Genomic DNA, 13,502 nt, shown 5'->3' with positions numbered 1-13,502 from the left:
CTGACGCTCAGCGGCCCCTGCGACATCATGGTGTTCGCGGGCCTGCCCGGCGGCCAGGATGACCAGGTCGTGGCTTTGCGCCAGCGCTTCCAGCTCGGCCACGCCCACGTCCTGGATCAGCAGATTGCCGCCGCGGGCGGCGAAGCGCTCCAGCCACACCGGCATCTTCAGGCGCTGGTCCACGGCCTGGGCCGGGCGGTCCAGCGGCGCGGCCCAGTCGATGACCTTGGCGCCGGCCTGCTCCGGATGCGGCACGGCGAAGCCTATGCCCTGGACCGGCGGACAGGCATCGCCCCATTCGTCGATGCCCAGGTCGCGCTCGATCTGCAGCGCCGGGTCGAAGATGCACTGGCTGGACATGACCTGGCCGGCGCGCACCTCGTCGGGCTTGCGGTTGGTGGCCACGGTGACGTCATAGCCTTTGTCCAGCAGGCCCAGGGCCAGCGGCATGCCCGCCTGGCCGCCGCCCACGATTGCGATTCGAGTCATCAAGTTCTCCTGAATGGAATGTCCGGATTGCGGCGAGGGATGGCGCGGGCCTTACTCGGCCAGGCGCGGAATGGCGGGCTTGGCCTGCTCGGGACCCATGGCCGAATAGCCGCCGTCGACCGCGTAGTCGGCGCCGGTGACGAAGGAGGCATGGCCCGACAGCAGGAAGGCCACCACGTCGGCCACTTCGCGCGGATCGCCGACGCGGCCGAGCAGGTGATAGTCGGCGGCCACGCGGTCGGTCTTGGCGCGGTCGCCGCCGGTGATCTCGTCCATCACGCGCGACCAGGTCCAGCCCGGCGATACCGAGTTGACGCGGATGCGGTCGCCGGCGTAGTCCATCGCCATGTTGCGGGTGAGCTGGACCAGCGCCGCCTTGGACACCGGATAGAGCCAGCGGCCGGTCTGCGCGGCCTTGGCCGAGATGCTGGTGAAGTTGACGATGGCGCCGCCGCCGGCCGCCACCAGGTGTGGACGCGCGGCGCGCGCGGCCATGACCGCGCTGACCAGGTTGATGTCCAGCGCGCGCAGCCAGTCCGCGCGGCCCGATGCGGCGCCGTCGTCCAGGTAGGTGGCGGCCAGGTTGACCAGGAAGTCCAGCCGGCCGAAGTGCCTGGCAGCCTCGGCCACGCACTGTTCCAGCCGCGCGTCGTCGGTGATGTCGACCTGCCAGGCGCGGCAGCCTTGCGGGTCTTCGGCGGAGACCTTCTCGCCGCCCGCGCCGTCCACGTCCAGCACGGCGACGCGCACGCCGTAGCCGCGCAGCGCGCGCACCACGCCCGCGCCGATCAGGGTGGCGCCGCCGGTGACGATGGCGACCTTGCCTTCCAGATCCTTCATGCGATTTCCCCTTTGCAGTTGGCCTCGTTCGCGGCGGGCGCTTGCGCCTGGCGCCGCGGTTTCATTGAGACGCATGGTGTGGCCGAGGGGGCGCGCAGACATAGCCGGGACCTGCGCCTGCTATCCGCGCAATGCCGGTATTGCGTGTTTATTTACGCGGCGTCATGCCGACTGTCCGGATAGCGCGCGCGCTGTCCGCTGCGTGCAGACGCGCGGCGGCCGTATCAGGAGAAGGCCGCGCGCACCGCGTCGAAGGCGGCCGCCACCAGCGGTTCCTCGCTGCGCGAGGCCAGGCAGACGAAGGACAGTTCTGTGCGGATCTCCAGCCCCTGCACCAGCAGCAGGCCGTGCGTCTGCGATTCGCGCAGGGCCAGCGAGTCGCGCGCCAGCGACAGGCCCACGCCCGAGCGCACCAGATCCAGCATGGAGGCCTCCTGGTCGACCTCGGCCACCGCGTTGGGCACGGCATCCAGCTCGGCGAACTTGCGCGCCAGCAGGCGATGGTGGACCGAGTCTGGCGGCGTCCAGATCCAGGGCAGGGCGGCGATCTCCTTCCAGCCCCGGCCGCTGACCATCTGGCCCCAGCCCTTGGGCGCGACCACGTAATAGGAGAAGGCCGCCAGCGGCTGCGCGTGCAGCGGGGGCTGGGCGCGCGGCGCGTCCAGCGGGCCAAGGAAGTAACCCGCGTCCAGCTCGCCCGCGCGCACCAGCCGCGCCGCCGAGCCGGACATGCCGTGGCGCAGCATGGGCCGCAGCTTGGGATAGCGCGCCATCAGATGCTGCAAGGCGGCGCCCAGGCGCAGGAACTCCGGATCGAGGATGGTGCCCAGCCGCAATTCCCCCTGCAGCGTGTCGCGCAGCGTGGCGATGGCGCGCTGGAAATCGTCCAGCGCGTCCAGCACGCGCAGCGCCGGCGGCAGCAGCGCGCGGCCGTCGGCGTTGGGCGACAGGCCCTGCGCGCTGCGCGAGAACAGCGTCAGGTCCAGCGATTCCTGGAAGCTCTTGAGCTGCAGGCTGAGCGCGGGCTGGGTCAGGTGCAGGTGCTCGGCGGCGCGCGTCAGGTTGCCTTCGCGCGCCACGGCGGCAAAGCTGCGGATGTGCTTCAGGTCCATGGCCGGATCCGGAAAGTGGGCTGAGCTTTATTAAAGATGCTTATGAAGCGCTTTTCAACAAATCATTGGACAGCCGTGGACGCCTGGGCGAAAGTGACGGCAAAACAGCGAACTCCCCCGGGGCGGCAAGGCCCGGGCGGTTTTCCCGGCCTGCAAAACCGGGGCAACAACCATAAGAAGCGCATATGGAGACATACGACTACATCATCGTGGGCGCGGGGTCGGCCGGCTGCGTGCTGGCCAACCGGCTGAGCCGCGATCTGGCGACGCGGGTGCTGCTGCTGGAGGCGGGCGGGCGCGACAACTATCACTGGATCCACATCCCCGTCGGCTATCTGCACTGCATCGGCAACCCGCGCACCGACTGGATGTACCGCACGGCCAGCGAGCCCGGCCTGGGCGGACGCTCGCTGATCTATCCGCGCGGCCGCGTGCTGGGGGGCTGCTCGTCGATCAACGGCATGATCTACATGCGCGGCCAGCGCGAGGACTACGACCAGTGGGCCGCGCTGAGCGGCGACGAGGCCTGGAGCTGGGACCGGGTGCTGCCCGTGTTCAAGCGCAGCGAGGACCACCATCGCGGCGCGTCCGAGCATCATGGCGCGGGCGGCGAGTGGCGGGGGGAGTCGCAGCGGCTGCGCTGGGACATCCTGGAAGCCTTCGCCCAGGCGGCGGAACAGGCTGGCATCCCGCCGGTGGACGATTTCAATCGCGGCGACAACTTCGGCAGCGGCTACTTCGAAGTGAACCAGCGCGGCGGCTGGCGCTGGAACACATCGAAGGCCTTCCTGCGGCCGGTGCGCCAGCGCGCCAATCTGCAGGTGCTGACCGGCGCCCACGCGCGTGAACTGCTGTTCGAGGGCAATCGCTGCGTCGGCCTGCGCCTGCGGCGCGACGGCCGCGATGAGATCGTGCGCGCGCGGCGCGAGGTGGTGCTGGCCGCCGGCGCGGTCAATACGCCCCAGCTGCTGGAACTGTCCGGCGTGGGCGAGCCGGCGCGCCTGCGCGAGGCCGGCATCGATATCCGCCACGCGCTGCCCGGCGTGGGCGAGAACCTGCAGGACCATCTGCAGCTGCGCGTCATCATCAAGGTGCAAGGCGTCAAGACGCTGAACCGGCTGGCCTCCACCTGGTGGGGCAAGGCCGGCATCGGCCTGGAATACCTGCTCAAGCGCAGCGGTCCGATGAGCATGGCGCCGTCGCAGCTGGGCCTGTTCGCCCGCTCGGACGAAGGCCAGGCCCGCGCCAACGTGGAATTCCACGTGCAGCCGCTGTCGCTGGGCGCCTTCGGCGAACCGCTGCACAGCTTCGATGCCTTCACGGCCAGCGTGTGCAACCTGCGGCCCACGTCGCGCGGCAGCGTGCACACGCAGGGCGCCGATGCGCAGGCGGCGCCGCTGATCCAGCCCAACTACCTGAGCACGGACGAAGACCTGAAGGTGGCGGCCGACTCGATACGGCTGGCGCGGCGCATCGCGGCCTCGCCCGCGCTGAGCCGCTACCGGCCCGAGGAATGGCTGCCCGGTCCGGCCTACCGCAGCGATGATGAGCTGCGCCAGGCGGCCGGCAAGATCGGCACCACCATCTTCCATCCGGTCGGCACCTGCGCGATGGGCCGGCGGCCGGACCAGGGCGCGGTGGTGGACGCGCGGCTGCGCGTGCACGGGCTGGAAGGGCTGCGCATCGCCGACGCCTCGATCATGCCCCTGATCACCTCGGGCAATACCAATTCGCCGACCGTGATGATCGCGGAGCGGGCGGCCGAGATGATCCGCGAGGATGCGGCGGGCTGAGGCGGCGGACCGTTGCGGCGACGGCCTGCCGCAAGGCCGCCGCCGCAACGACGCCGTCCGTCCCGTCTCAGGCCGGCAGGGCCTCGGCGGGGATGGGCTCGTCCCAGCGCGTCAGGCCGGACTTGACCGGGTGCGTGTCCGGGCAGGCCTCCGTGGGCAGGCGGATCTTCTTGTGGACCACGCAGCCGCACAGGTTGCAGACCTTGCCGCCCAGCCGGCTGCCGACCTTGTCGGTGACGGCGCCCACCAGCACCATCTTCTGTACCGCGCTCGCGGGATCGGCCAGGTTGGGGCATCCCAGGCAGGCGCTTTCGCGCCGTTCCAGCGTTTCCGCGTCCACGGTGGAAAAGCCCGCCTTGCCCCAGCGCAGCATGGCGGCGGCGGCCTTGCCGGCCAGGGCCGTCGCCGATGGCGCGTCGGCCGCGAGGGCCGAGGGCGCATAGGCGCGGGTGCGGCGGTCGTCGAACAGCGCGGCCAGGAAGCCGGGCTGGCCGCGCGAGGTGATGAGGTCGGCGGCGAAGCCAGGGTCCTCGATCGCGCGCAGCAGCACCGGCATCGGCACGGGCTTGTCCATGCCCAGCACTTCGCCGAGCCGGACGCACATCTCAGGCATGGGGGTGGTGTCGCGCATTTGCAGCAATGACTGAATCATGAATCGCTCCTGCTGGTAGTGAAGTCCGGCGCGGCGCGCTCCGGCAAAGGGACGCGCCGCGCCGGCCGGCCGATCAAGAACCCTTCTTGGGCGTGGTGAAGGACGCGCTGCTCCTGCCGCGCACCAGCGGGTGGCCGGTGCTGGACAGCACGTCCTGCACGCTCACGACGTACTCCGTTCCCGGCTGCAGGTCCGCCAGCACCACCACCGTGGTGTAGTCGGTGCTGGGCACGCTGGCGCTGGTCAGCGGCGCCAGCGGGTTGAAGCCGTAGTTGCCCAGCTCTTGCGCGGTTTCCACGTCGAGCTTTTCGTTGAAGCTGATGGTGACTGCGTAGCCGCCGGCGGTGGTTGGCGCGGCCACGGCGCCGGTCACTTCCAGCGTCGCGGTGGGCGGGCCGCCCGCGCACTCCGGCAGCGGCATGAAGCTCACCGCCGATTCCATCGCGGCCAGGCGGCAGTCGATGGAGATGAGGTTGCAGTGATTGCCCGGCAGGCCGTCGCGGTTTTTCGGATCGATGAATTCGAACAGCGCGCGCGTCTGCTCGATCGCCGGCCGCAGCATCGGCGACGAGTAGTAACCGAACCAGACATAGGGGAAGATCGCCACCAGCGCGGCGTAGTCCGCCTGTCCCTTGCAGGTGAAGCCGTCCTCGCCCTTGGGCGAGCCGCCGAACAGCACGCCCAGCTGGTGCGCGATGACGAAGGCCAGCGATTCGTACTGGACCACATTGGTGCGGATGAGCCCGCCGTTGATCACCACGACCGGGATGTCGTAGTTGATGAAGGAATAGGCGTTGGGCAGTTCGGTGGTGTCGTCCACGTAGAAGTGGACGGTGGGATAGAAGCCCTTGAAGAGCTTGAACAGATAGGCGGTGATGTCCTTGCCCGCGCCCGAGTGGATGGGCGCGCGCGGCGCGTTGGCCTCGATGTCGCGGGCCTGTTCCAGCGTCAGGAAGGCGGTGGCGTTCTCGGGGATCGACAGCGAGCGAACCAGCGCGTAGGGCGTGAAACCCTCGGGACCGCTTTCCGCGTGCTCGGCGGCCACGTCCAGCTTGGTGGTGGCGACGTGCGCCTTGAACGCGTCGGCGAACAGGTGCTTGTAGCGCAGGCCGTATTCCTTGGTGCCGAACTCGGGCAGTTCCTCCTTGCCGCCGGCCATCAGGCTGGGCTTGGCTTCCTCCAGATGGGTCAGCTGCAGCGAATAGTCGCCGCAGATCACGCCGTTGGCGATGATCAGGTGCCCCGCCATGTCGGTGGTGGTGGCGTTGCTGGTGGAGATCATGTGCACGCCCTTGCTGAACTTGCCGGACACCAGGTCCAGCACGGGCACGGTGCTGCCGTCGGGGCGGACCAGGTGGTCCTGGCCCGGCACCAGCGTCGAGGCGCGCTTGAGCTTCTTGCCCGGCAACAGGAACAGCTGGTTGCGGGTCGAAATGACCGATTCAGGCGAGTCGGAGTCGCCGAAACGCACCTGGATCATGGAACTGTTGGAATCGCCGCCGGTGCCCGAACTGAAGCGGATCGGGATCTGCTGCCAGGTCTTCAGGTCGGCGTCCATGGCGACATAGACCGGGTCGCCCACCCGGATGTCCTGGATCGCGCGGGTCTCGCCCAGCGCCACGGCGATGCTGGTGTCATAGGCCAGGCAGCCGCAACAACAGTAGCAGTTGCCGGAGGGCTGGAACACGATGAAGGGGCTTTCCGCCGTATAGGAGCAGCACTTGGTCGGCCAGGGATCGCCGCAATTGGCCGGCGCCTGCTGGCCGGAGCAGCCGTTCTGGAACGGATCGCAGCAATAGCACACCATGTGCCCCTGGTTCTGGGCGTCGGTGCAGTGCTGGTCCGAGCACATCTTCGCGCCAGGGATCTTGGCGATGTTGTTCTTGCAACCGGGTAGCCACCACGGATCTGCCATGTCATTCTCCTTGCGTTGTGGAATAGGGGGACGCGCGAGGCCCCGGGCCGGGGCCGGGACCTTCCAAGCGCGGACGGCCCGCTGCCGTCCGCCATGCACCGCCGGTGTTCACCTCCTTCTCGTCGCGCCGGCCGCCGGTCTTCATGACCAGCGGATCTCTCCTTCGTAGAACAGGATCAGCACCAGGTTCTGCAGCACCGCCGGATCCAGCCGCTGTGGATCGGTCCGCGTCTTCAGCGACGCGGGCGTGGCGGCCAGGTCGAACGCAATGCTGGCGGGTCCGGCCGCGTCGCTCATGCGCGGCACGGCCTGGAAGAAATGCGTGCCGCGTCCCTGGCGGTCGATGGCGATCGGGACGGGCTTGAGCTGGCCCAGCTGCACCTGGATGTAGGGCGCGTTGGACGATGCGTCCACGCCGGCCGGCGTCACCACCTGCAGGTAGATGCCGGTCAGCACGGGCCGGTTGACGTGATCCGGCACCAGGTCTGCCAGCGTGAAGGACAGCGTCTGGCGCGCGCCGGGCGCCGGCTGCTGCAGGAACTGGAACCAGTCGTTGGAATAGCGCTGCGCCAGCGCGTAGAAATCGGTGCCGGCATAGCCGCGCATGGCGGGCAGCCGCGTGACGTCCTGGCGCAGCTTGGCGCCGCCGTCGATGGCGGTGTAGCGCAGCTGCAGCACCACGTCGGTGATGCTGCGGAAGTCGAAGCGGTTCGACGGCCGGGGCAGGCTCAGGCGCCAGGAAGAGACCGCGCCCGTGCCTTCGAAGGGCAGGTAGCGGTCGTCGGCGGCCGAGCCCTCGAACATGCCGTTGTCGGCCAGCCCGCGCGACAGCGCGATGCTCTGGTTGGCCCACCAGTTGCTGCGCAACACCGAGCTGTCCGGCATGCTGGCTTCGCTGGCGCCCAGCAGATAGTTGATCGCGTTCAGGTCGGGCTTGACGATGACCTGGTTGCTCAGCTGGGTCAGCGTTCCGTGCAGGTTCTGGTAGGGGCCGGTGACGGCGGGAATGGACACGGCCACCGTCTTGATCTTGCGCAGGTAGTGGCCGGGGAAGTCGTCGCTGAACAGCTTCTCGGGCAACTCGAACACGCATTCCCCGGTCTCGATCAGGTCGAGCACGGCGCGCGGATTGAGCTGCAGCAGCGACACGGTCTTCTCGATTTCCAGCGTGCGGCCATTGCCGTCCAGATAGGCCTTTTCCATCTGGTTGAGCGCCAGCATCAGGCCTTCGCCGGCCAGCAGGCCGCGGCGTCCGCCATCCCAGTAGCCGAAGTTGACGAAGCTGGTGTCGCTGTTGAGCTCGTACTGGTAGGCGCGCTGTACCGAGCGCGACAGATCCAGCGCCAGCTGGTAGGTCTGGAAGTACAGCACCGACAGCCGGGTCGCCATCCACTGGTACAGCTCTTCGCTGCTGAACTTGTTCTTCAGGAAGGCGTCCATGGCCTCGTTCTGCGCCAGCGTGGTCTGCTGCACCTCCAGGTCGCGCGCGGTGATCTTCTGCTGGGCGGCGTTGGCGGCGATCTGATACTGGATCTGCGCCACGTCGTAGCCGGCCAGGTCGGATTGCAGCTGCCACTCGCTTTCGCGCCGCCGGTACTGCGCCATGGTCAGGTTGAGCTGGGCGCCGAAGTTGGCCAGGATGCCCAGTCCGTCCAGCACGCCCGACGCCGCCGTGAGCGAGGCGCCGAGCTGCGCCCCGCCGTAGGTCATGGCGAAGGGCGAGCCGACCTGCGGCACGGCATAGCCGATCGAGGCCATGGTGCGCACGGCGGTGGCCGAGGTGTTGAACACCGTGGCCAGCGTCATGTAGACGATGTTCTGGATTTCGTTGGACGACAGGCCCTTGTCGATCTGGTCCTTGTACCAGGACTGCCGCTTCTGCGCGCTCTGCAGGCTCTGGTTCAGCGCCAGTCCGCCCTGCTTGGCTTCCTCCACCTGCTGCTGCTTGATCAGCGTGCTCATCTGCAGCAGCGTCTTCTCCTGGGAGTTGCGCAGCAGCGCGAGCGCCTCGCCATCGCGCTTTTCCAGCGTGGACAGCAGTTGCCCGCCCAGCTGGCAGACCGCGGCGGTCAACCCCTTGGCGCGCTCGATCAGCGAGGCGAAGCGGTAGTACGGGATGGGCACCGAGAAAGGCGCGGCCAGCCCGGGCGAGCCGCCGTTGGCGCGCGCCGCCTGGATCAGCTCGCGCGGATTGATCGGCGGGGCGAACAGGGCCAGCGTGCGCACCTGGCCGGCGAGGTTCATGCAGTGCCGGATCTTGAAGAGCCGGTCGTCGACCAGGTCCCAATAGGCGGTCAGTTCGTTGTTCTCGGGGATGCAGAAATAGCTGTTGATGTCGTTGAACGGCACGTCGCTGTAGCCGACGTAGCCGGGTTGGGCGCCCTGCACGGCGGGGGGCAGCGCCATCGGCGTGTTTTCCAGGCGGATCAGGAACTCAGGAATGCCGTTGGCGTAGACGCGGTATTGGGAACTCGTGTCGGGCACAGGGTTCCAGCCGATCTCCACCGTCAGGCGCTTGTTGGCCGCGTCGTAGCCGGTGATGTAGCGGCTCTGGTTGGCGCCCTTGCCCGAGGTGATGGACACGTAGTAGCCGGCATAGGCGTCGGGCACCGACGAGGCGGTGGCGGCCAGTGTCAGGGTATTGGCCGTGGCGGCGGCGACGGCGCCGGTGGTGATGCTGCGGTTGTTGTACTCCTGCTTGATGTCGTTGAAGCTCATCGGCGCCGGCGCCGAGCAGGCGCCGACCTCCACCGGGCGCGGCCCCAGCAGCTGGTTGGCCAGCACATAGAGGTTGGTGGCCTGGTTGATGGATTCCCGCGTGTCCTGGGCGTAGAGGAAGTCGCCCCAGGCCAGCAGGTTGCGGATGTACTTCATGACCACGGCCTTGGCATAGGCCGTGGTGCGCAGCCGCGCGATGGCATCCGGGTCGAACGGATCGTTGTTGTAGGCGGCGATCTGCGCCGGATCGGTCAGGATCTGGGTCAGGCTCTGTATCGTCATGTCCCGCAGCGGCAGGAAGCGCCAGTAGCGCTTGGCGTCCGCGCCGCTGTCGCCTTCCGGCTGCTGGGTGGGGTTGAAGATGTACTCGTACCAGTCCTTGGCCTCGGCGTAGCGCTGGTTGTTGCTCAGGCTGTCCGCCACCAGGAAGGGCGCGTGGAAGAAGATCTCCCAGAAGTACAGGCCATAGGCGCCATGGAAATCCAGCCGGTCGGAAGGCGGCGCGATCACGTTGGTGGCGCTGGGGCCCAGGCGGCTGAACGGCAGCTCGGGCGTGAGCTGCGATTCCAGCGTCAGCAGCTCCGGAATGCCGCCCAGCATCAGGCGCTGCGCCAGGCTTCGGAAAACCGTGGTGGTGATGCGGTCGAAGGCGAAGCGCAGGCTGTTCAGCGCCGGCGCGGGCCGGGTTTCCGTGTAGGCCTGGGTCTGCAGGTAGAACTCGTCGGTGGGGAAGGGCACGTTGGTGGCCTGGGCCAGCACCACGTCCGAGATGGGCTGCAGGCCGGCGTCGCCGGCGCGCACCACGAAGGCTTCGTCGCCGTTGTCGAACAGATAGGCGCCGGGGTTGTTCTTGACCGTGACCACGCTGGCGGTCTTGCCCGTGATGGTGTTGAGCAGCGCGACGTCGCAGGCCGTGGTGGGCAGCGGGGCCTCGGGATAGTCGTCCGACTGGTAGTTGTCCACCAGCAGGTTCCAGGTGCCGGAGTTGCTCACGCCGAACTTGCCGGCGGCGCGCGCCAGGGCCGGCACGTAGGGCTGCGGGAACACATTGGGCGCGCCCTGCGGGTTGTTGATCAGCGCGGTGTTGAGCTGGCTCTGCACCATGCCGCCGTTGAGCGTGAAGCTCTGCTGGAACGGCAGGTAGCCGCTGACGTACTGGATCGGCGCGCCCACCATGTTGTTGAAGCGCTGCACCATGGAATAGGTGTTCGACTCGATCTGGAACTGGTTGGCCGGCATGGCCGTGATGGGCGGGCTCACCGTGGGCAGGGAGCCGCCCTGCGAGAACAGCACGCCAAAGCCGTAGTTCAGGAAGATCTGTTCGCCGCTGGGATGGGCCTGGGGCTGGGTGTACTTGTTGGCCGGCACGAACAGCGGGTAGGGCTTCTGCCAGAAGATCAGGTTCGGATCGAAGCTGGGCGCGTAGCCCGACATCACCTTGGCCACATAGGGGTCGAGCTTGTAGGCCTCGTTGTAGGTCACGACGATGTTGCTGGCCATCGTCTGCGGCGGCAGCCAGCCGCTGCTGTCCTGGAACGAGAATTTCAGGCTGGCCGACACGTCGGTGATGGTGGTGGAATTGGCATTGCCGTCCTTGGACGAGATGCGCGAGCCCTCCACCAGCTGCTGCTCGGCCCAGAACAGGTTGAGCCGGTTGAAGGCGTAGATCGGCGTGACGTAGGGCGCGGCGATGCTGATCTTGGCCTGCATCCACGGCGTCCAGCCGTTGACTGGGTCATGGCTGCGCGTGTAGTACACCGCCGGCTCGGTATTGCTGCGCGCGGCCAGGAACAGTTTTTCCAGCGTCGCCCGGCCGGTGATGACATAGACGGTGGTCTTGTCGGGCACCGTCGTCCAGGGCTGCGCCACGGAGGCCTCGCCCGCGCCATCGTAACTGGTGACCATGTTGACCTGGCCCGCGCCGGTGCCGGCGGTCAGGCTGATGCGCATGCCGGTATAGGCGCCGAAGTACGGCGAAGCGCCCGAGGCCAGCGTGATCGACTGGGCGCCGCCGCCCGTGGCCGTGCCCTGGCTCTGCACCACCGAGGTGCCGGGCCGCTGCAGCCGGCACGAGTAGGCCGAGGCGTTGATCAGGCCGCCCACGGCGTTCACGCCCTGGAAGTAGGCCTGGTAGGCCTGCGATACCGACCGTTCCGAAATGTCGGTCTGCATCAGGGCGTCGACCAGGTCCTGGAACTGCGGCGTCTGCTTGCTGCGCAGCGCCGGCTCAAGGTAGTTCTCCGGGTACAGGAAGATCTTGCGGTTGGCTTCCCAGACGCGGTAGGCCGACATCCATTCCCACCAGACCTCGGGGATATTGGACAGGTCGGTCACGCCCGGCTCCAGCATCAGGCGGCAGCGCTGCATGTAGAGCTGGATCGCGGCGATGGCCTGGGCGATATAGGAAGTGGTGTCGCAGCCGCCCATTTCCACATCGATCAGCAGGTACTGGTACAGCGTGTCGGGCGAGTCGATTTCCGGCAAGGCCTGGCCCAGCAGCCAGATGGTGTAGCCGAGCAGCGCGTCGCGACGCTGCTGGCTCACGCTCTGGCACACGCCGTCGCCGGCGCAGGCGAAATCGGCGTCGCCGAACTTGGCATTGACGGCGGCCTGGGCGGCGCTGGCGATGTCGGTGTAGATGCGCCAGTTGGCCGGGATCACGCCCTTGGCGTCGGTGGCCGGCAGGTAACCCAGGCCGTCGATGCGCAGCAGCGTCGCGATCTCCAGCCCGGTGGACGCGCCGATGGCGAAGCAGGCGGCCAGGCGGGTCAGGCCGCGCACCGTGCCCGGCCCCATGGGGGCCGGCTGCGTCGGCCAGAAGCGCCGTTCCAGCGTGGCGATCTGCGCCGGCGGCCAGTGGCTGAGCGCGGACAGCGCCAGCGTGGTCGGACCGGGCAGCGTGGTGTCGGGCGGACGACGCAGGTAATCGATGAGGCCGGCGCTCTTGTTGTCGAACTGCCTGACCAGTTCCTTGAAGAGCGTGAAGGTCTGCAGGTCCGCCAGCGACAGATGGCGCGGGTCGCTGATCCCGAAGGCCTGCGGAATGGCGGCCACGGCGAGGATCTCGGCGGCGTTGAAGGCCAGCGCGTCGAAGGCCACCACGCCGCGCGCCAGGCTGGCGATGAAGGGCGGCAGGCGGGCGGGAACCTGTCCGTCGACCAGCGGGGTCAGCAGGTCGGCCAGGTAGTCGTCCAGGCTGGTCGCCTGCGTGGCCGCCGGGATCAGCGCGGTCAGGCGCTCGGCGCTGGTGCCCAGCAGGTCGGCCAGGCCCTGCATGGCGTTGCCCTGCTGCATGGCGTCGTAGCTGACCACCGCCTGGGCGGTGTGGTCGATGCCCTGGGCCAGCGCCAGCAGTTGCTGCTTGATCTCGCCCCGGCGGGCGTCGGCGGCGGGGGTGGGCAGCAGTTCCAGGGTCATGCCCTTGTAGGCGTCGTCCTCGGACGAGGCCGCCGCGTCCAGCGCCAGCGTGCTGGTCGAGCCGGCGCGCGCCGTGCCCTGCGTCAGCACCTGCACCACGGCGTAGTCGCCCGTCGCGGGCGGCGCGCTGCTCCATGGCGCCTGCAGCGTGGCCTTGCGGCTGGCGCCGTCGTAGCCGTAGATGATGCCGCTCTGGCCGCCGGCCAGGCGCAGGCTCATGCCGTTGTAGGCGCCGTCCTCGCTGGAGGCGTCGGCCGCCAGCACCAGCGAGGCCGCGTCCGCGCCCCGCGACGCGCCCTGCTGCACGGTCTGCACTACCTGGTAGCAGGTGGTGTCATCCGGCGTCACGCTCCAGGCCGGCACCGTGGCGACGCGGCTGGCGCCGTCGTAGGCGCTGATGGCGGCGCTTTGGCCGGCCCCTTGGCTGACGAACAGGAAGTCCAGCCGGGTGGACGCCGAGAACGCCGGGGTCAGCACGCCGGACAGCAGGATGTCGACGCTGCAGCCCGCGTAGGCGCCGCTGTCCGCGCTGGCGGTGGCCTGCAGGGTCAGCGTGCTGGCGCCCG

General features: G+C 68.6%; 7 protein-coding genes. 1 reads left to right on the top strand and 6 read right to left on the bottom strand.

Annotation, left to right across the window (positions count from 1 at the left end):
* The 3 genes from KDH83_RS24905 to KDH83_RS24895 all read right to left on the bottom strand — a co-directional run.
* On the bottom strand, positions 1 to 489 hold a 489-nt coding region (locus KDH83_RS24905; RefSeq protein WP_212320694.1), incomplete at its 3' end, for an NAD(P)-binding domain-containing protein.
* A 51-nt stretch (positions 490 to 540) separates the two neighbouring features.
* A complete protein-coding gene (locus KDH83_RS24900) occupies positions 541 to 1,329 on the bottom strand; it encodes an SDR family oxidoreductase (protein ID WP_212320693.1) in 789 nt (262 codons plus the stop codon).
* A gap of 224 nt (positions 1,330 to 1,553) precedes the next feature.
* Entirely contained in the window at positions 1,554 to 2,441 is an 888-nt protein-coding gene (locus tag KDH83_RS24895; RefSeq protein WP_212320692.1) for a LysR family transcriptional regulator, read from the bottom strand.
* Positions 2,442 to 2,626: 185 nt separating this feature from the next.
* On the opposite strand from KDH83_RS24895, the gene KDH83_RS24890 reads away from it, so the two are divergent.
* Entirely contained in the window at positions 2,627 to 4,234 is a 1,608-nt protein-coding gene (locus KDH83_RS24890) for a GMC family oxidoreductase N-terminal domain-containing protein (protein WP_212320691.1), read from the top strand.
* Positions 4,235 to 4,301: 67 nt separating this feature from the next.
* Here KDH83_RS24890 and KDH83_RS24885 read toward each other — a convergent pair whose 3' ends face one another.
* From KDH83_RS24885 to KDH83_RS24875, 3 genes are all read right to left on the bottom strand, one after another.
* Positions 4,302 to 4,886 carry a hypothetical protein gene (locus tag KDH83_RS24885; protein WP_212320690.1) on the bottom strand — a complete coding sequence of 195 codons (585 nt, stop codon included), beginning with the start codon at positions 4,884 to 4,886 and terminating at the stop codon, positions 4,302 to 4,304.
* A 73-nt stretch (positions 4,887 to 4,959) separates the two neighbouring features.
* A complete protein-coding gene (locus tag KDH83_RS24880; RefSeq protein WP_212320689.1) occupies positions 4,960 to 6,801 on the bottom strand; it encodes a hypothetical protein in 1,842 nt (613 codons plus the stop codon).
* Positions 6,802 to 6,942: 141 nt separating this feature from the next.
* Positions 6,943 to 13,502, bottom strand: a 6,560-nt coding sequence (locus tag KDH83_RS24875; protein ID WP_249205338.1) for a neuraminidase-like domain-containing protein, incomplete at its 5' end; no start/stop codon positions are given.

The organism is Achromobacter sp. Marseille-Q0513, from assembly GCF_018195695.1.
In the GTDB taxonomy this organism is placed as follows: Bacteria; Pseudomonadota; Gammaproteobacteria; order Burkholderiales; family Burkholderiaceae_B; genus Achromobacter.
The sequence above is the reverse complement of the archived record's forward strand: the minus strand, read 5'-3'. Positions and strand labels throughout refer to the sequence as shown.

Bases quoted from the DNA above. Each gene is read 5' to 3' on its own strand.
- KDH83_RS24900 (WP_212320693.1), bottom strand. From the start codon at position 1,329: ATGAAGGATCTGGAAGGCAAGGTCGCCATCGTCACCGGCGGCGCCACC.
- KDH83_RS24895 (WP_212320692.1), bottom strand. From the start codon at position 2,441: ATGGACCTGAAGCACATCCGCAGCTTTGCCGCCGTGGCGCGCGAAGGC.
- KDH83_RS24890 (WP_212320691.1), top strand. From the start codon at position 2,627: ATGGAGACATACGACTACATCATCGTGGGCGCGGGGTCGGCCGGCTGC.
- KDH83_RS24885 (WP_212320690.1), bottom strand. From the start codon at position 4,886: ATGATTCAGTCATTGCTGCAAATGCGCGACACCACCCCCATGCCTGAG.
- KDH83_RS24880 (WP_212320689.1), bottom strand. From the start codon at position 6,801: ATGGCAGATCCGTGGTGGCTACCCGGTTGCAAGAACAACATCGCCAAG.